General features: G+C 70.0%; 14 protein-coding genes. 5 read left to right on the forward strand and 9 right to left on the reverse strand.

The genetic code is table 11. The features are described from left to right. Positions 1 to 19: 19 nt before the first annotated feature. Positions 20 to 211, reverse strand: coding sequence for a hypothetical protein (locus Aco04nite_RS20370; protein ID WP_212998832.1), 192 nt, complete (start codon positions 209 to 211; stop codon positions 20 to 22). A gap of 114 nt (positions 212 to 325) precedes the next feature. Beyond that, positions 326 to 1,498, reverse strand: coding sequence for an acyl-CoA dehydrogenase family protein (locus tag Aco04nite_RS20375; RefSeq protein ID WP_212998833.1), 1,173 nt, complete (start codon positions 1,496 to 1,498; stop codon positions 326 to 328). 179 nt (positions 1,499 to 1,677) lie between these two features. Between Aco04nite_RS20375 and Aco04nite_RS20380 the strand changes: the two genes are divergently transcribed. Genes Aco04nite_RS20380 through Aco04nite_RS20395 form a run of 3 tightly spaced genes read left to right on the forward strand, consistent with a single transcriptional unit; the run spans position 1,678 to position 4,915 of the window. Beyond that, a complete protein-coding gene (locus tag Aco04nite_RS20380) occupies positions 1,678 to 2,724 on the forward strand; it encodes a permease (RefSeq protein ID WP_212998834.1) in 1,047 nt (348 codons plus the stop codon). 23 nt (positions 2,725 to 2,747) lie between these two features. After that, positions 2,748 to 3,662 carry a TIGR03943 family putative permease subunit gene (locus tag Aco04nite_RS48950; protein WP_244876145.1) on the forward strand — a complete coding sequence of 305 codons (915 nt, stop codon included), beginning with the start codon at positions 2,748 to 2,750 and terminating at the stop codon, positions 3,660 to 3,662. Continuing rightward, on the forward strand, positions 3,659 to 4,915 hold the full coding sequence (locus Aco04nite_RS20395) for a hypothetical protein (protein ID WP_212998835.1): 1,257 nt from the start codon (positions 3,659 to 3,661) through the stop codon (positions 4,913 to 4,915). Before Aco04nite_RS48950 ends, Aco04nite_RS20395 begins: the two co-directional genes overlap by 4 nt. A 90-nt stretch (positions 4,916 to 5,005) precedes the next feature. Here Aco04nite_RS20395 and Aco04nite_RS20400 read toward each other — a convergent pair whose 3' ends face one another. The 6 genes from Aco04nite_RS20400 to Aco04nite_RS20425 all read right to left on the reverse strand — a co-directional run bounded on the left by Aco04nite_RS20400 (position 5,006) and on the right by Aco04nite_RS20425 (position 13,957). Continuing rightward, positions 5,006 to 5,926, reverse strand: a complete 921-nt coding sequence (locus Aco04nite_RS20400) for an FAD-dependent oxidoreductase (RefSeq protein ID WP_212998836.1) — start codon at positions 5,924 to 5,926, stop codon at positions 5,006 to 5,008. 9 nt (positions 5,927 to 5,935) lie between these two features. Further along, on the reverse strand, positions 5,936 to 7,165 hold the full coding sequence (locus tag Aco04nite_RS20405) for a glycoside hydrolase family 26 protein (RefSeq protein ID WP_212998837.1): 1,230 nt from the start codon (positions 7,163 to 7,165) through the stop codon (positions 5,936 to 5,938). After that, positions 7,162 to 9,933 carry a glycosyltransferase family 2 protein gene (locus Aco04nite_RS20410; RefSeq protein ID WP_212998838.1) on the reverse strand — a complete coding sequence of 924 codons (2,772 nt, stop codon included), beginning with the start codon at positions 9,931 to 9,933 and terminating at the stop codon, positions 7,162 to 7,164. The genes Aco04nite_RS20405 and Aco04nite_RS20410 overlap by 4 nt, the downstream gene beginning before the upstream one ends. Before the next feature lie 70 nt (positions 9,934 to 10,003). Further along, positions 10,004 to 11,521 carry a glycosyltransferase family 39 protein gene (locus tag Aco04nite_RS20415; RefSeq protein WP_212998839.1) on the reverse strand — a complete coding sequence of 506 codons (1,518 nt, stop codon included), beginning with the start codon at positions 11,519 to 11,521 and terminating at the stop codon, positions 10,004 to 10,006. Between the two features lie 172 nt (positions 11,522 to 11,693). Beyond that, positions 11,694 to 13,466, reverse strand: coding sequence for a discoidin domain-containing protein (locus tag Aco04nite_RS20420; protein ID WP_212998840.1), 1,773 nt, complete (start codon positions 13,464 to 13,466; stop codon positions 11,694 to 11,696). A 65-nt stretch (positions 13,467 to 13,531) separates the two neighbouring features. Next, entirely contained in the window at positions 13,532 to 13,957 is a 426-nt protein-coding gene (locus Aco04nite_RS20425) for a DUF1810 domain-containing protein (RefSeq protein WP_212998841.1), read from the reverse strand. An 89-nt stretch (positions 13,958 to 14,046) separates the two neighbouring features. On the opposite strand from Aco04nite_RS20425, the gene Aco04nite_RS20430 reads away from it, so the two are divergent. After that, positions 14,047 to 15,144 carry a sensor histidine kinase gene (locus tag Aco04nite_RS20430; RefSeq protein ID WP_212998842.1) on the forward strand — a complete coding sequence of 366 codons (1,098 nt, stop codon included), beginning with the start codon at positions 14,047 to 14,049 and terminating at the stop codon, positions 15,142 to 15,144. After that, positions 15,141 to 15,803, forward strand: a complete 663-nt coding sequence (locus tag Aco04nite_RS20435) for a response regulator (RefSeq protein ID WP_212998843.1) — start codon at positions 15,141 to 15,143, stop codon at positions 15,801 to 15,803. Before Aco04nite_RS20430 ends, Aco04nite_RS20435 begins: the two co-directional genes overlap by 4 nt. A 2-nt stretch (positions 15,804 to 15,805) precedes the next feature. Here the strand turns inward: Aco04nite_RS20435 and glgX are convergent, their stop codons facing one another. Beyond that, positions 15,806 to 17,911: a glycogen debranching protein GlgX gene (gene glgX, locus Aco04nite_RS20440; RefSeq protein WP_212998844.1), complete on the reverse strand. Its 2,106-nt coding sequence runs from the start codon at positions 17,909 to 17,911 to the stop codon at positions 15,806 to 15,808. Positions 17,912 to 18,231: the final 320 nt, after the last annotated feature.

Here is an 18,231-nt window from a genome sequence, read left to right on the forward strand (position 1 = left end):
GCCGTTCACGCCGGCACCATCACGATCGGCAGTGGACGATACGGGTTGCTTTGCCAGTATCGGAATCGATGACGACAACCTCCGCCATCGGTGGGTCCAGGAGCTGGATCAGGGGGCAGAACGTCTCCTTGTCGTCGGGGCTGGGACTCGGCGAGCCGTAGGGCTCCCCGGTGAGGCCGAAGAACAGCGCGCCCACCGTCAGCGTGGCCAAGAGCCGAAGATGCTGTCGAGGCGCCCGGCTCACCTCTGCCCGCACTTCATGATCAAGATCGATCAGAGGCACTATCAAACTCCTGACCACAGCTCGGATGGATGGGGGTCGCCGTCAGATCTGGCCGTGGTTGGGCGGGAGGACGTCGGCGAGGTCGTACGCCGCGATGTGGTGGTATTTCCAGTCGAGGGGGTCGTGGACGCTGTGGGTGCGGGCGTTGCGCCAGTGGCGGTCGAGGTCGTATTTGCTGGCTGTGGCGCTGGTGCCGCACATCTGGAAGAGCTCCGACGCTGCTTCGACCGCGACCTCGCTGCCGAAGGCCTTGGCGCCCGCGACCGCGAGGGAGCCGCGGGCCGCCTCGTCCGCTGACTCGGGGATCAGGCCGATCTCGTCGAGGGTGCGGGCTGCGGCGGCGAGCAGGGCCTCCGCCGCGTGGACCCGGGTCGCGATGCGGCCGTAGCGGTGCAGGACGTGCGGGTCGTCGGCTGCGGTCGATGCTCCTTTGCGGACGGCTTCGGTGGAGGGGCGGGCCTTCTCCTTCAGGTACGCCCTGGCGTCACGCAATGCCGCGCCCGCGATCCCGACCTCGATGGCGGCGTGCACGATCTGCGCGCGGGCGCCGAGCTGCTGGGGCACCTCGTAGGCGTGGGCGTAGTCGAAGGTGAGCTGCACCGGGACGTCGTCGAAGGTGGCCGTGCCGCTGATCGTGGCTCGCTGGCCCATCACGTCCCAGTCGGTGTCGACGGTGACTCCGGCGGCGTCGCGCGGGACGAAGGCCAGGACGAGGCGGCCCGTGTCGTCGAGGGCGCTGACGGCGATCCAGGACGAGGTCAGCGCGCCCGTCGTGTAGTACTTCCGGCCGTTGAGCCGGCCCGAGGTCAGCCGGGTCTTCAGGTCCTGCGCGTGTTTGCCGCCGCGCTCGGCGAAGCCGTTGCCGATGCGTTTGTTCGACAGCACATCCGCGTACAGCAGGGAGCGGGTTTCTTTGTCTCCGTGGGCTGCCAGGATGTCGACGAGCAGATAGTGAGCCTGCGGGACCTGGGCGATCGCGGGGTCGGCTGCCGCGATCACGCGGGTGACCTCGGCCAGCGTCGACGGGCCGAGGCCGGGGCCGCCGTCCTCGACCGGGACCGTTATGCCCAGCAGGCCGGAATTGTCGAGAAGGGCAAGGGCCTCGACGGGTACGGCGGTGGCGCCGGCGCGGTCACGCTCGATCGCGCCGGGGGCGAGGGCGGCCGCAACGTCGTGGGCTGCGGCGATGGCGGCGTCATGGGTTTCGATGCTCACGGGCCGATCGTAGGACTTCGGCAACCTCGCGGTGGGGACCCTGTGGACAACCTCCCGACGGATGTGCATATGCGCAGGTCAGCATCGGTGACTTTCACCCTGTGGATAACTCGGGGCCCCGGCGGGCGAGCCGGTATGGTTGGCCGCGGCCGACCCCCGACCCCGATCCGGAGTGTTCGTTGAGCGCAACCGACGAGATCGACCTGGCGGCTCCTGCCGATCCTCCGGCCGGGGCCGCGACCAGCGACGACCTGCTTCACGAGCCCGCACCGCGCCCACGCCGGTTCGGTTCGGTGGAGGCGCTCGCCGTCCTGCTGGTGCTGCTCGTGATCTTCCGCGGCCCGCTGGCGTCGCTGATCTCCAGCCCACGCCTGCAGACGTGGACGACCGTGTTCGTCTCCGTGCTGGTGCAGGCCGTGCCGTTCCTCGTGTTCGGCGTCATCCTCTCCGCGGTGATCGCCGTCTACGTGCCACGATCCTTCTGGGCGCGGGCGCTGCCGAAGCATCCCGCCCTCGCGGTGCCGGCTGCCAGCCTGGCGGGGGTCGTGCTGCCCGGCTGCGAGTGCGGCAGCGTGCCGATCGCGGGCTCGCTGATCCGCCGGGGCGTGACCCCTGCCGCCGCGCTGGCGTTCCTGCTGGCCGCGCCCGCGATCAACCCGATCGTGCTGACCGCGACCGCCGTGGCTTTCCCCAACAACCCCGAGATGGTGGTCGGCCGCGGCGTCGCCAGCCTGATCGTCGCGATGACGATGGGCTGGCTGTGGCTGCGCCTCGGCAAGGCGGAATGGATCAAACTGCCCCATCGCCCCGACCTCGACGGCATGTCCCGCGGCAACGCGTTCTGGTCCGCAGCGCGCCACGACGTCATGCACGCCGGCGGGTTCCTGGTGCTCGGCGCCGCGGCCGCCGCGACCATCAACGTCGTGGTCCCCGAGCGCTGGCTCACCAGCCTGGCCAGCAACCCGGTGCTGTCGGTGCTTGCCCTGGCCGTGCTCGCCGTCCTGCTCTCCATCTGCAGCGAGGCCGACGCGTTCGTGGCCGCTTCGCTGTCCCAGTTCTCGCTGACCTCGCGCCTGGTGTTCCTCGTCGTGGGCCCGATGGTCGACCTGAAGCTGATCAGCATGCAGACCGGCGTCTTCGGCCGCCGCTTCGCGTCCCGCTTCGCCCCGGCAACCCTCGTCGCCGGCATCCTGACCGGCACTCTCGTGGGGGTGATCCTCCTGTGAACCGGCAGGCACAAGCAGTCATCATGCTGCTGTTCGGCGGCGCCATCCTGCGCGCGAGCATTGGCGACCTCTACCTGCGCTACGTCAAGGAAGGCCTGCGCCCTTTCCTCATCGGAGCCGGCATCCTCCTGGTCGCGGCAGCAGTCATGACCCTCTGGTACGAGCTGCGCCCGCCCCGCAAACCATCGCCCGCCGACACTGACGCGAGCCACGGCCAGGTGAGCGCACCGACAGTGACTGCGGCGTCTGCAGCGGCACTCCCGGCTGGCGCCTTCGCGACGTCCACGCTCAAGCACGACCCAGCCGCCTCGGATGCGGCCGGGCAGCGTGCGTCCGATTCGGATGCGGCAGGGAAGAACGCGGCCGGGAAGGGCGCGGCTGGGCAGGGCGGGGTGGCGGTGCTCGAGGATGCCGACGAGCATGGGCACGCGCATGACCATGAGCCGCGCATCGGCTGGTTACTCATTCTCCCCGTGCTCGGGTTGCTGCTCGTCACGCCGCCGGCGCTGGGGTCGTATGCCGCGGGGCAGGCCGGGAGTGTGCTGACCGCGCAGAATTCCGACTCCGACTACGCGGCGCTGCCCGCGGGCGATCCGGTGGACGTCACGCTGCTGGACTACGCGTCGCGGGCCGTGTTCGACGCGGGGCGCAGCCTGACCGGACGGCATCTCCGGCTGACCGGGTTCGTGACACCGGGGCCGGACGGGCAGCCGATGCTCGCCCGGATGGTGCTGTCCTGCTGCGCCGCCGATGGGCGCCCGATCAAGGTCGGGCTGGCCGGCGAGGGCCCAGCCGGTGTTGCCGCCGACACGTGGGTGCAGATCATCGGGACGTATTCGGACAAGGTCGGCACGGATCCCGTCAACAACGCCAAGGTCCCGTTCCTGCAGGTGACGAGCTGGCAGGAGATCACGCCACCGAAGCAGCAGTACGAGTGAGGGCTCGGGCCGGTGGTGTGGCCGGGCTTGCGGTGGCGGTGGTCGCGGGTGGGGCGCTGATCGCGTACCCGAGGGATGACGGGCCGGCTGTGCCGCTGGGGAGGGTGGGCTTCGAAACGGCCTGGCCCGGCGCGCAGCGTGCCACGATCTCCGGGAACGTGCCGGACGGGCCGATCTTCCACCCGGAGACGTTCCTCGACGCCCACACGGCGGTGGGCACGGCACCGAGCCCGGACGGCACCGCGGTCCGCCTCCTGCTCCGCACCACAACCAGCGCACCGGGAACGGCCGGCACGGACGCCGCACCGGGGACCGCCGGCACAAGCTCGAACGCCGAGGGCGACGCAGGTGGGGACACACCGGGTGGCGACACCGCAGCGGATGGCGATACCGCAGCGGATGGCGATACCGCAGCGGGTGGGGACGCCGCCGCGAGTGGGGACGCCGAAGCGGGTGGGGACAGGGTGCGGGAGTTGCGGCGGCGGGCGGTGGGGACGAATCCCGAGTTCGGGGCGGTGACCGTGGCCGGGGATGACCTGGTGTGGACGGAGTTCGCCGATGGGGAGAAGGTGTCGCTCTGGGCTGCCAAGACGGACGGTTCGCAGGTGCGGCGGGTGACCCGGGACACCGGGGATGCGATCTTCTCCGGGTCGCAGTGGGATCTGGTGGTCGCGGACGGGAAGGTCTGGTGGGTGGCCGCGGACAGCACGGACAGGACCGAGGTCCGGTCGGTGCCGCTGACCGGGGGCAGGGTTTCCGTGCGGGCCGAGCCCGGTGAGTGGGCGCTGACCTCGTGGCCGTGGCTGACCGACGGGACCGGTGACCAGACCGGTACCCACACGCTGCGGTCCCTGGCCGACAACCGGGAGATCCGGGTCGACACGACCGGTACGGAGTTGACCACGTGCAGTCCGGCCTGGTGCAGGGTGATGGTGCTGACCACCGACAGCCTGGCCCGCATCGACGCCATGCGCCCGGACGGCACGACGCGGCGCCGGATCGCGGGTGGCGCTGCCCGGGCCGCGATCAACGACGTCGCGGTGCTGGACCGCTTCGAGCTGCTGTCGGAGCCGGGCCCCGACTCCGACCTCACCGGCACCGAGGGCCTCGTCGCCTACGACCTGACCAGCGACCGTACCGTCGAGATCAGCACGGCGGTCGAGGGCGCGTTCAGTCGCAACGGCATGCTCTGGTGGGCGACCGGCGACCAGGATTCCCTGCTCTGGCACACCCTCGACCTGCGAACCGTCTAGCCAGCGGCTCGGCCGGCGGGATGCGCGGGTCGGGCAGTGCGAGCGTCAGGCGCTGGCCGGGCACCCCAGCAGCAAGCGCGGGACGGCGGGTCAGGCCGCTTGGCGGGCGAGGTGGGTGATCTCGTCGGCGCAGCCCCAGCTGAGGGTCATGCCGGCGCCGCCGTGACCGTACGCGTGGATGATCGTCCCGTTGTCGCGGTGCTCGGCTTCGACGCGGGGGCCGCCGTGGCGGGCCGGGCGCAGGCCGACCTTCTCGGCCAGGACGGTGACTCCGGCGAGTTCGGGGACCAGGGCGACGCAGCGTTGCAGGATCGCGGTGCGGGTGGCCGGGTCCGGGGTCAGGGTGGCGTCGCCTTCCTGGTAGGTGCCGCCGAGGACCACGTCGGAGGTGCGAGGGTGGATGTAGGTCGGCGGGTCGGTCTCCGTGCGGATCGAGGTGGTGAGGCCGGGGTTCGCGACGATGAGGATCTGGCCGCGTACGGGGAAGACCTCGGGGTCCTGGCACAGCCGGCCCGCCGCCAGGCCGGTGGCGTTGACCACCACCGGGGCCTCGGCCAGGGCTTCGGACAGGTCGGAGATGCGACGCTGGTGCATGCGGACGCCCGATGACGCGAGGTGGGTTCGCAGCCAGGGTAGATAGGTGTCCATCTCGACCAGCGGGGCCTCGAAGTGGACCTCGTTGCCGGCGTAGGTGACCTCGCCCGCGGCGGGGGCCCACCACGGCTCGGAGGCCGCGCCCGCCGCCAGGATGTTGCGGGTGGGGCGGAGCAGGACGCCGGGGATGTGCTCGGCGGCCTGGTGGCGGAACTCGCTGTAGGTGGCGGCGGCCCAGGTCAGGACGCGGGGGTCGTAGTCGGTGCGGGTCGGGTACCAGACCGCGGCCGCCACTGCGGAGGTGGTGTCGAGGGGGTCGTGGGCCGACCAGATGGTGACGGTGGCGCCCTGGGCGCGCAGGCGGGCGGCGGCGGTCAGGCCGATGATGCCGCCGCCGACCACGATGACGTCGGGCATGTGGGGCCGTCAGTCGGTGGAGGGTGAGGCCGACGCGGACTTCGACGTCCTCGGTTTCTTCGAGGACTTCTTGCTCGACGAGGTGGACGGGGACGGCGAGGAGCTGGGGGTGGCGCCCGTACCCCAGGTCGGGGGGTCGGTGTTGGGGAGCATGCTGCCTGACCAGGTGACCTGGAACGGGGCCGCGCCGGCTTCCTGTCCGAAGGCTTGCGCTGATTTTGGGGTGCTGGCGAGGCGCCAGTCGAGTTCCTTGACCGCTTCGTACCAGATGAAGCCGATGATTTCCTTGTGCTTCGGGAGGTAGTCGAAGAAGTCGCCGATCCATTTCGTACGCTGCCCCGACTGGTTCGTGGCGCCCGTCTCGGTGATGACGATGGGGCGGTCGGTGACCTTCTTGAGCGCCTTGAGGGTGGCGTCGAAGATGTTGCCGGGCGTGCGGTAGTTCTCGGTGCCCGCCGTGCCGTAGTAGCCGGAGATGCCGACCCAGTCGACCTGGTCGTCGCCGGGGTAGTAGTCGGCGAGGTCCAGTTTGTTGTCGAGCACGACGTTGGTGCTCCAGACCCAGGTGACGTTCTTGACGCCCTCGGCCTGGAAGATGCCGCGGACGTGTTTCCACATCTTGACGTAGTCGCCGGGTTTGTTGCCGTTGACGTTGGCGCCCCAGGGGTACCAGAAGCCGTTCATCTCGTGGGCGAGCCGGATCGCGACCTCGTACTTGAGGTTCTTGACGCCCTTCGCGTACGCCTTGAGGTAGGCGTCGTGCTCGCCCGCGGTGATCGCGGAGAGTTTGTAGTCGGGCTGGTCGGCGTGGGTGCCGTTGTCGTCGACGCTGTCGTCCTTGTAGTTCCACGGCTCCCAGCTGAGCATCGGCAGCATGCCGCGCTTCGCGATCTTGTCGAACGGGGAGCGGTCGAACTTGGCGTTCACCCAGCCCTCGTTGAACATCATGACGCTGGGCTTCGTGCCGGTGGTGTCCTCGAACGCGTCGACCGGCTTGAAGTCGAACGCGCCCTCCTTGGTGGTGACGCCGATGAACCGCTTACCCGCGGCGGGGAAGAGTTGCGGTTCCTGCGACTGTCCGCCGCCGTGCTGGGAGTCGTCGCCGGAGCCGAGGCCGAGCGCCTCCGCCACCGCGTCGGCGTTCTGGCGTTCGGCGACCTTGGGCGCCACCACGAAAACGTAGCTGATCAGGCCGACCACGAACAGGAAGACGGTCAGCTGGGGTCCGGTGGGTTTCATCGCTGTCCCTCCCGCTGGTCGCGGCGGTGCGCAGGTCCGGCCTGTCCGTCACGGTACGCAGGGTCGGGCTGATCATCGCGGTACGCAGGGTCAGGGCGGCTATCACGGTACGCAGGGTCAGGACGGCCATCGCGGTACGCAGGACCGGGCTGGCCGTCGCGGCGGGCGGGACCGACGCCGCGCCCGTCGCGGTGTGCGCCGCCGTCGCGGTGGGCGGGGCCGCCGTGCCGGTTGGGTGGTGGCCAGCCTGCCGGCGGGTCGTTCTCGTCGTGGGCGGGCATGACCGGAACCGGCGGGCGGATGTGGTGCCGCGCGGGGATCGGCGGCCGTTGCGGAGGTGCGGTCGGGGTGACCGGCGGAGAAGCAGGCCGCTGCGCAGGCACGGGTCCAGGACGCTGGGCGGGAACGGGCCCCGGACGTTGAGCAGGCACGGGCCCCGGGCGCTGGGCCGGAACGGGCGCAGGACGCTGAGCAGGCACGGGCCCGGGGCGCTGCGACGGAACCGCGCCCGGCCGCTGCGGGGGAACCGGGTGCTGGCCAGGAACGGCAGCAGGGGCAGGAACAGCCGGGCCGGGACCAGCAGGGCCGGGACCAGCAGGGGCAGGACCAACATGGGCAGGACCAGCAGGGCCGGGGCCAACAGGGCCGGGACCAGCAGGGGCAGGACCAACATGGGCAGGACCAGCAGGGCCGGGGCCAACAGGGCCGGGACGCCGGCCCGGGGCGTTGCGCTGTGCGGGGATGACCGGCACAGCGGGCAGAGTCGCAGAATTCAGGGCCGCGGAATTCAGGGCCGGAGAGTCCAGGGCCGCAGCATCCAGCGCCGGGGAGTGCAGAGCCGCGGCGGGAAGGGCTGCGGGGTGCGGGGCGACCACGGGGATGACGGCGGTGTCGACGTTGCCGGGGCCGGGGGCCTCGACGCTCGGTTCGGGGAGCGGGAGGAGCTCGGCGAGGGGCTGGGGCGGGGGTTCCGGGTGGCGGCGGGCGCTGATGCCGGAGATCCAGGCGGCGAGGGGCGGGGCGAGACCCATGAGCAGGGTCAGGCCGGCCCAGATGCGCAGCAGGGTGTAGTCGTGGTGGCCGGTGTAGCTCAGCGCGAGCATGCCCGCGGCGAACAGGAACCAGAGCAGGTGCAGGCGGAACGTGCCGAAGGACTCGGTGGTGCGCATCTTGCCCTTGGCGGTGACCACGAACGCGAGTTTGCGGCGGAACAGCGCGGCGAGGCCGGCGGCGACGTAGATGGGGCCGCAGAACAGGGCCAGGCCCATGCCCGGCATGCCGATCTCTTCGCGCTCGTGGGTCGCGATGTTGTAGCGGCGCAGCCAGAGCAGCATGCCGAACCAGGTGACCAGGGTGGCGCCCCAGAGCAGGCCCCAGGTGGTGCCGTCGAGGTCGACCGCGGAGACGCCGGTGGCGAGGTACGTGGCGGTGGCGATGTTGCCGAGCATGAGGCTGACCGCGACGCTCGGGTAGTAGAACTGCAACAGGCGGTAACCCCAGCGTCGGCGTACGCCGAGCTTGTTGGAGTTGTGCAGGCGGCGGTGCAGGATGATCTCCCAGACGCCGTACGCCCAGCGTTTCTGCTGGTTGAAGTAGTCCGCCCAGGAGGTGGGGCCCTCGCCGATCGCGATCACGTCGGGGGTGTAGACGCCTTTCCAGCGGTTGCCCGTACCCGGATTGGTCGCGGTGTGGATCTTGATGCTGGTGACGTGGTCCTCGATGATCGAGTCCTGGTAGCCACCGATGTCGCGCATCGCCGACGGGCGGTACAGGTGACCCGTGCCGGTGAGCAGCGGCGCGTCGAGGCCGTTGCCGCCGCGGGCGATGATGCCGTTGAAGAGGTACTGCTGCACGGAGGCGCCGTGCGAGACCCAGTTCTGGTACATGTTGCCGTACACCTGGGGGCTGACCACGAAGGCGACGTCGGGGTCGCGGAAGTAGCCGAGCGTGCGCTCCAGGAAATTGATCATGGGTACGTGGTCCGGGTCGACGTTCGCGACGACGTCGTAGTCGTGCTCGTGCTCGGCGCGCCACGAGTTGTGGTTGCCGGACTTGGTCTTCGCGCGGAACTGCCCGGCCTCGGTGTTGTACTCGGGGCGACCCTTGCGGCTGAAGTGCTTCACACCGATGCGCGCGGCCATCGCCTTGACCTGCGGGTCGTCGCCCTCGTCGAGGATCCAGACGTCGACCTGCCCGGCGTAGAGGACCTGGCGCATGCGGCGCAGCGTGCGCTCAGCGACCTCGATCGGCTCCTTGCTCGGCACGATGGTGGTCAGCAGCGCGACCCGCAGCCCGATCGGCGGGTCCATCGGGACGGGGTCCTTGGCGTTGAACGCGAAGAGGCAGACGGTGACGCTCTGCCCGAGCCGGATCAGCTCGACGACGATCATCACGCAGTAGCTGGCCCGGGCGACGGCGAGCTGCCAGCCGCCGGCGCCGACGCCCATCGCGCCGGGGACGTGCTCGGGCAGCAGCAGCCAGCCGAGGAACAGCCCCGCGGTGGCGATGTTGGCGAGCACGAACAGCGTCATCACGACGCGTGCCATGGGGCTCGCGATGTGCCGGAAGATGACCGGCTGGTCGGCGCGCTCGGGCGAGATCGGCGGACCGGCGGTCTCGGAGCAGTCGAGATATGCCTGGCGGGTGACGATGTTGCGCTGGGCCCGGCTGAGGTTCAGCTCCGGCTTCGACGTGGGGCCGGATCGCGTACCTGGTGACGGCTTTCGCCGTTTCGGCGCTACCTGGCGTTCCCCCGATTTCACGCCCATGCGCGCTTCCCCATCTCCTTGCCGTCGTCGTGCCCGATCACCTTCATAACCGCGTCACTTCTTCACCGCGTCACTTCTTCACCGCCAGGGCGAGCGTGAAGCCCTTCTGCCGCCACGTCTGCGTGACCTTGTACCGCTCGGCGATCACCACGGACTTGCCGTTGTCCATCTCCCCCAGCGGGTCCTCCTGGTAGCCGAGCCGGACCACCCACAGTCGCGGGGTGTCGCCCAGGCATTTCGGGATGTCGGGGCACTCCAGGGCGGCGAACGAGCCGTTGGTGCGCTGTGGCTGCGTCGCCAGCACGTCCTTGGGCCGGCGCCCGGCGGGTGCGTAGTGGGCGATGGAGTCGCGGCCCACCCAGTTACCGCCCGGGTCGGTCATACCGTAGACGATTCCGTCGCCCGGTTTGAACCCATCGGCGACGGTCAATGCCATCTCGCGGCTGGCCTCGCCGTGCCCGTCGGTGGCGCGGATGTCCAGCTGCGCGGGGACCGCGAGACCGGCGATCGCGAGCACGCCGAGCACCGTCCAGACCATCTTGGCGCGGCCGAGCGCGACCGCGGCGAGCAGGGCCCACGCGGGCAGCGAGAACAGCAGGTAGCGGGTCAGGAAGATCGGGGTGACCTGCGCGGCGACGACCAGGAAGATCGGCGGGAGCACGGCCCACGCGGTGTAGAGCGCGGTGGGGCGGCGCAGCGGCAGGGCGAACAGCGAGAGCACGAGGATCAGCGCCGCGATGCTCGCGGTGCCGACGAGCTCACCCGGGAAGTGCTGCAGCGTGTAGGTGTCGGGCTTGGTGATCCAGGAGACCTGGGCCTTCTGCTCGCTGCCGTACTTGAGCAGCGGGAGGGCCGGCAGTGCACCGAGGAACGCGGTGATCATCCAGCCGAGGGTGCGATGCCTGTACTGGGCGAAGACGACCCAGCCGTGCGCGCCGAGCAGCAGCAGCGAGATCGGGTGCAGCACGCCGAGCACCGCGACGGCGAGCAGGTAGCCCAGCCAGCGGAAGAACCCCGGCCGGCGCAGCGCGGCGACCAGCGTCACCGTGGCGAGCACGGCGAAGAACGTGGCCAGCGCGTAGACGCGGGCCTCCTGCGCGAACCGGGCGGAGGACGGCAGCACCGCGAAGATCAGGCCGGCGGCGAGCCCTACCCGGCGACTGGCCAGGCGGGCGCCGAGCGCGCCGACCAGAGCGGCGGCCAGGACCATCGCGGCCAGTGACGGCAACCTCACCATGAGGTCGGAGTTGCCGACGAGGTCGGTCCAGCCGTGCAGCAGCACGTAGTAGGGACCGATGATCGCGTCGACGTACCTCAGGACCTTGAACATGTCGTCGTACGACACGGTGGTCATGCCCCAGCTCGCCAGCTCGTCGGTCCAGAGCGACGGGCGGGTGATGCCCGCGTAGCCGACCACGGCCATGAGCAGGGCAGGCAGCAGCCACGGCCATACGCCGATCGAGTTGACGTGCACCTGTTCGCCAGGTGGTACGTCCGAGTGGTCCTCGTCCTCACCCCACGGATCGCGACGCGGAGTTTTGGCGTCACGCAGCTTGGGGATGACTGCTGTCTGATCGGGAGTAGTCAAGGTCGTCTTCGCATTCGGGCGCTGGGGTGCGCGCTCTGGCATGGCCGACGCATCCTAAACGGACGATGTGTCCGCCGTGTGTGACTAGGGGCGCATCGGGGGTTCTGGGGCGGCTATATGTGCCTTCTGGAGCAAGTGTTTACCGTCCGGTAACCCACCCTAGCGTCGACGCTCAACGATATACGTGCACGTAGTCGACGACCATGTCCTGCGGTAGCCGGGTCCGGCTGTCGGGCGGGCCGGGGAACGGGCCGCCGATCGCGTTGTTCAGCAGGATCACGAACGGGCGGTCGAAGACCCACGGACCTCGGGTCTTCTCCACCTCGGCGCGGTCGGCCGTGAAGTAGGCGTTCCCGTCGACCGAGAAGACGATCTTGTCGGGGCGCCAGTCCACGGCGTACGTGTGGAAGTCGTCCGAGAGATCTCCGTCGGTGTGATATTTACCGCCGATGCCGTCCCCGCCGTGGTACGCCGCGGCGTGCAGCGCCGACGAGCTGATCCCCGGCTCGCGCCCGATGTGCTCCATGATGTCGATCTCACCGGAGTTCGGCCACGTCGCCCTGCCGGTGTAGAGGTCCGCGCCCAGCATCCAGAACGCCGGCCACAGCCCCTGCGTGCCGGAGACCTTGATCCGGGCCTCGACCCGGCCGTACGTGAGGCTGTAGAGCCCGTTGGTGTTGAGCCGGCCGGAGGTGTACTGGCAGGTCGTGCTCCTGGTGACCGGGTCGCGCGGGCACTTGGACCCGGGCGTGACCTCGCGCTTGGCCTTGATGACGAGGTTGCCGTCGCCGTCGAGCGCCGCGTTGCGGTTGTTGGTGTAGTACTGCAGCTCACCGGTGACGCCGGGCCCGACCTCGGCCACCCACTTCTTCGGGTCGGGGGCCGACCCGGACGCGCCGTCGAAGTCGTCACCCCAGACCAGTGAGTACGGCTCCGACGGGACCGCGGCCTCGCCGGGCGGGGCGATCGGCGCTCCCCCGGTGCCGAAGATCCGGAATTCCCACAGCGCATACCCGGCGCCGGACAGGCCCTTCTTCATCGAGACGCGGACGAAGCGCGCCTGCCCGGTGACCGGCACGTCGTCGACCCTGCCGGTGCCGGTGTCCGTCGTGGAGAGCTGGGTCCAGTTGTCGCCGTCCCAGGAGCCCTCCAGGGTGTACTCCCGCGCGTACGCCTTGCCCCAGACCAGCTCGACCCGGCGGACATCGGCGACCGCACCGAGGTCGACGCGAACCCAGGCCGGGCCGGTCTTGTCCTCGGCGGTCACCCACTCCGTCGCGGTGTCCTGATCGACGACTCGTGACGCGTCGCATCGGGTGCACTGCGACGTGTCACGGGTCGACGAGGCCTCCGCGGGCTTCATGTACGACAGCAGCTGCTCGGTCGTGGCTCCGGGCGGCATGGACGGCGCCGTGCTCGCCCCGGCACCCGAGTTGACCTGGATGTCCCAGATCGAGTAGCCGTACACGGTGGCGCGGGCGCGCAGGAGCACCCGTACGTAGCGGCCGGAACCGGCGACACCGGCCGTCACGTCGCCGCCCGTGCCGGTCGTCGTGCTGTAGACCGCGGTCCACTGCTGGCCGTCATCGCTGAGTTGGATGTCGTACGCCGTCGCGTACGCCTTCTCCCACTTGATCCCGACCCGGCAGATCGGCATCGAGGCGCCCAGATCGACCTGGATGCTCTGCGGGTCGCCCCACGCGCTGCCCCACCGCGTCTCGGGATTACCGTCCGTGACGTAGGAGGGACTCATCGCGTCCGACTCGGACGACGACGCCTCGACGGGCCGGCCCTTCGCGACGTCGGCCGTGCCGCACTTCCCGCCGCCGGACGCGGCATCGTCGGACCCCCCGGTGACCAGGAGGACGACGATGCCGATGACGACGGCGAGCAGGACTGCGGCACCGGCGGCCACGAGGGCCCGGACACCGATCGAGAGACGCACGAAGACCGGCACCCTTCCGAGGCAACGAAGATCCGCTACACCCTAGCCACGGCGCCGACCTGCGGCTACGCCCGGGGTACGCCGATCAGGTCGACAGTTGCAGGATCGTGGACGCCGTCGTAGTAGCGCCGCAGCACCTCCTCGAAGATCGAGGGATCCGCGGCGGCACGCGCGAACAGCGTCATCGACGAGCGTAGCTTCAGGTCGTCGGGGTAGCCCAGGATCTGGTTCGCCGTGCGCCCCTCGACGCCGAGCATTGCCTGCGCGCACTCCGTCAGCCGGGTCCCGAGGACGGGGTCGGCGAGGTAGGCGCGGGCTTCCTCGATGTCACTGATCGCATACTTCCGCGCCGTGGGGCTGGTGCCGAGCCCGGCGATCTGCGGGAAGACGAACCACATCCAGTGGCTGCGTTTGCTGCCCGCGCGCAGTTCGGCGAGGGCCTGCTCGTGGACGCCCTCCTGGGCCGTACGGAAACGGTCGAGATCGGTCATGGGACTCAGCCTGTCATCCTCAGGTATGGCGCGCGATTCGTTCGCCGGACGGATGCTCCCGCGCCCCTGCCTCCCTAGGCTCTTCAGGTATGACACCGCGGTGCAGCCGCCGGCAGGCGATCGACCTCGCCTTCGCCGGCACGCTCTTCCTGATCCTGACCACGCTCGTGCTGGTCACCCCGGGCACGCCCGCGGGCCCATGGGCGCTGGCCCTGACCGTCGCGCTGGCAGCGGTCCAGGCCGGGGCGCTGATCCCGATGCGGGAACACCCCGAGGCGTCCATGGCGGTCGCGATCGCCGCCGGGATCGGGCTCGAGGTGCTCATGCCCGAGCTCGGCTATCTCGGGCAGGCCGCCGCGCTGCTGGCCGCGTATGCCCGGGTGCGCACGCCGCGACGGTCGGTGCCGGTGCTGGCGCTGCTGATCGCCGGGGCGCCCTGGGAGACGGCCGGTGGCGGCGACTGGCGCAACCTGCTGCTCGGTGTGGCCGGGCCGACGATCGGCTGGTCGCTGGGCGAGCTGGGCCGCACCCGGGCGTTGCGCCGCGAGGACGAGCGCCGGGCCATCGCCGCGCAGGAACGCACCCGTATCGCCCGGGAGTTGCACGACGTGCTCGCCCACACCGTCTCGGTGATCGTGGTGCAGGCACAGGCAGCTGAGGACGTGTTCGACCGGCGCCCCGACCAGGCCCGCAAGGCACTCACCACGATAGGTACGGCGGCCCGCTCGACGCTGCAGGAGTTGCGGGTGCTGCTGCACACCCTCTCCGAGGACGCCGGGGAGCTCGGCCCGCAGCCCGGCCTCGACCGGCTGGCGGCGCTCGCGGCGTCGATGGAGGCCACCGGGCTGCGCGTGGAGCTGGAGACGGTCGAGGTCACGGTTCCGGCGGCGGTGGACCTGTCCGCGTACAGGATCGTGCAGGAGTCGCTGACCAACACGCTGCGGCACAGTCACGCCACCCGGGCGCGGGTCACGGTCTCCTGTTCCCCGGCCGAGGTCAGCGTCGAGATCCGCGACGACGGCCCGGCGCGACCGGCGGGCCGGGTCTCCGGGTCCGGGCAGCGCGGCATCGTCGGCATGCAGGAGCGGGCCCGGTTGCTCGGTGGCACCCTCGACGCGGGCCCGACGCCGGGCGGCGGATTCAGGGTCCGAGCGGCATTCCCGAGGGAAGCGATGGTCGCGGCATGATCCGGGTGCTCATCGCGGACGATCAGGAGCTGGTCCGGGCCGGGTTCGCGCTGATCATCGACGGCCGGGACGACCTGGAGGTGGTGGGCGAGGCCGGGGACGGCGCGGCGGCGGTACGGCTGGCGGAGGAGCTGCGCCCCGACGTCGTCCTGATGGATGTCAGGATGCCCGGGACGGACGGCATCGAGGCGGCCCGCAGGATCGCGGCGGCGGGCAACCCGGCCCGGATCATCATGCTGACGACGTTCGACCTCGACGAGCCGGTCGTCGCCGCGCTGCGGGCCGGGGCCAGCGGTTTCCTGCTCAAGGACATCCGCCCCGCCGAGCTGGCCGACGCGATCCGGGTGGTGGCCCGCGGCGACGCGCTGCTCGCCCCCACGGTCACCCGGCGGCTGCTGGACCGGTTCGCCGCCGCGCCTGCGCCGGCCGGGACGTCACCGCGCCTCGACATGCTCAGCGTGCGGGAGGTCGAGGTGCTGACCCTCGTCGCGCGGGCGCTCTCCAACGACGAGATCGCCGACAAGCTGCACCTGAGCCGGGCCACGGTCAAGAGCCACCTGTCGGCGATCCTCATGAAACTCGGGTTACGGGACCGGATCCAGGCCGCTGTCCTCGCGTACGAGACCGGCCTGGTCCGTCCCGGGTCCGGGATTTCCTGATGTCAGCGGTTCTTGAGCACGACCATGGTGTGACCGCCGACCTCGATGTTGCCGCCTGCGCGGACCGTGCGCTTGCGGTTGGCGAGCAGCGGGTCAGCCGTGTCGACGACGGTCTCCCAGCCCCGGCCGTAGGAGCGCGGCGGCACCGTGAACGCCACCGGGTCGCCGAGCGGGTTGAACAGCACCAGGAACGAGCTGTCGACGATCGGCTCGCCGAGCGCGTCCTGCTCCGGGATGCCCTCACCGTTGAGGAAGACCGTCATCGTCATCCCCGACTGCTCGTTCCAGTCCTCGGAGGTCATCGGCTCGCCGTCACGGCGTAGCCACGCGATGTCCGGGATCTTGTTGTCACCGGCCGGGTCCCCGGTGAAGAACCGGCGGCGGCGGAAGATCGGGTGATCGGCGCGCAGCTTCGTCAGCCGCTGGGTGAAGAGCGTCAGCACGTCGTGGTGGCGGGCGTCCTCCCAGTCGATCCAGCTGAGCTCGCTGTCCTGCGCGTACACGTTGTTGTTGCCCTGCTGGGTGCGGCTCAGCTCGTCGCCGTGGGCGACCATCGGCACACCCTGGGACAGCAGCAGCGTGGCCAGGAAGTTGCGCTTCTGGCGTTCCCGCAGTTTCAGGATCTCGAGATCCTCGGTCGGGCCCTCCACCCCGCCGTTCCAGGAACGGTTGTGGCTCTCGCCGTCGCGGTTCTCCTCGCCGTTCGCGTCGTTGTGCTTCTCGTTGTAGGAGACGAGGTCGTTGAGGGTGAACCCGTCGTGCGCGGTGACGAAGTTGATGGAGGCGATCGGGCGCCGGCCGTCGATCTCGTAGAGGTCGGAGGAGCCGGTGAACCGCGACGCGAACTCGCCCAGGCTGGAGGGCTCACCGCGCCAGAAGTCCCGGACACTGTCGCGGTACTTGCCGTTCCATTCCGTCCACAACGGCGGGAACCCACCGACCTGGTAACCGCCGTCGCCGACGTCCCACGGCTCGGCGATCAGCTTCACCTGCGACACCACCGGGTCCTGGTTGACCAGGTCGAAGAAGGCGGCCAGCCGGTCCACCTCGTGGAATTCCCGGGCCAGCGCCGACGCGAGGTCGAAGCGGAAACCGTCGACGTGCATCTCGGTCACCCAGTACCGCAGCGAATCCATGATGAGCCGCAGCGATTCGTGGTGCCGCACGTTGAGGCTGTTACCGGTGCCGGTCGTGTCGTAGTAGAACTGCTTGTCGTCGTCGACGAGCCGGTAATAGGCCGGGTTGTCGATGCCCCGGAACGACAGCGTCGGGCCCATGTGGTTGCCCTCGGCGGTGTGGTTGTAGACCACGTCGAGAATGACCTCGATGCCGGCCGCGTGCAGCGCCTTCACCATGGCCTTGAATTCCTGCACCTGCCCGCCGCGCCCGCCGAACGACGAATAGTCGTTGTGCGGGGCGAAGAAACCGATCGTGTTGTAACCCCAGTAGTTCGTCAGACCCCGCTCGATCAGGCCGCTGTCGTGCACGAACTGGTGCACCGGCATCAACTCGACGGCGGTGACCCCGAGCTCCTTGAAATGCATGATCATCGCCGGGTGCGCCAGCCCGGAATAGGTGCCGCGCACATCGTCGGGAATCTTGGGATTACGAGCCGTCATGCCCTTCACATGCGCCTCGTAGATGACCGTCTGGTGCCACGGGATCCGCAGCGGCCGGTCGTTGCCCCAGTCGAACCACGGATTGACGACGACCGACCGCATCGCGAACGGCGCCGAATCCTGATCGTTGAGCTGCGACGGATCGCCGAAATGGTAGGAGAAGAGCGCATTGCTCCACTCGTTGTGTCCCTCGATCGCCTTCGCGTAGGGGTCCAGCAGCAGCTTCGACGGGTTGGACCGCAGGCCCTGGGACGGGTCGTACGGTCCGTGGACGCGGTATCCGTAACGCTGCCCGGGCACCACCCGCGGCAGATAACCGTGCCAGACCAGGGCCTCGCGCTCCGGCAGATCAACCCGCGTCTCGGTGCCGTCATCGTCGAACAGGCACAACTCCACCCGGTCGGCAACCTCGGAGAACAGCGCGAAGTTGGTGCCGCCGCCGTCATAGGTGGCGCCGAGCGGGTAGGGATTCCCCGGCCAGATTTTCATCCGACCATCACACCAGTTTTGGCCGCGCCGCGCAGGCCAGAAATTCACGAGAACATCACAGACATAAAGGCGCATGTCGCAGCTCAGGAATGGGTACAGACCGCAGTTCCCACCGAGGGTCGGTCCCGGCGATCCCAGGCGCCCTGGCGGCGCCCGAACGGGATCCCCACTCCCTCCACGTGCGTAAGTGGTCCAACCCGCCGCCGGCACCGTCTCCCGGCAGCCGGATCTCGGATCGCCGAGGCACCCGGCTCGGTGTCGCTGCCGGCTCGGTGTCGCTGCCAGCTCGGTGTTGCTGCCGGATCGGTGTTGCTGTCAGA

This window comes from Winogradskya consettensis (genome assembly GCF_018332715.1).
GTDB lineage: Bacteria > Actinomycetota > Actinomycetes > Mycobacteriales > Micromonosporaceae > Actinoplanes > Actinoplanes consettensis.

Bases quoted from the DNA above. Each gene is read 5' to 3' on its own strand.
- Aco04nite_RS48950 (WP_244876145.1), top strand. From the start codon at position 2,748: ATGCTGCTGTTCGGCGGCGCCATCCTGCGCGCGAGCATTGGCGACCTC.
- Aco04nite_RS20400 (WP_212998836.1), bottom strand. From the start codon at position 5,926: ATGCCCGACGTCATCGTGGTCGGCGGCGGCATCATCGGCCTGACCGCC.
- Aco04nite_RS20405 (WP_212998837.1), bottom strand. From the start codon at position 7,165: ATGAAACCCACCGGACCCCAGCTGACCGTCTTCCTGTTCGTGGTCGGC.
- Aco04nite_RS20410 (WP_212998838.1), bottom strand. From the start codon at position 9,933: ATGGGCGTGAAATCGGGGGAACGCCAGGTAGCGCCGAAACGGCGAAAG.
- Aco04nite_RS20425 (WP_212998841.1), bottom strand. From the start codon at position 13,957: ATGACCGATCTCGACCGTTTCCGTACGGCCCAGGAGGGCGTCCACGAG.
- Aco04nite_RS20430 (WP_212998842.1), top strand. From the start codon at position 14,047: ATGACACCGCGGTGCAGCCGCCGGCAGGCGATCGACCTCGCCTTCGCC.
- Aco04nite_RS20435 (WP_212998843.1), top strand. From the start codon at position 15,141: ATGATCCGGGTGCTCATCGCGGACGATCAGGAGCTGGTCCGGGCCGGG.
- glgX (WP_212998844.1), bottom strand. From the start codon at position 17,911: ATGAAAATCTGGCCGGGGAATCCCTACCCGCTCGGCGCCACCTATGAC.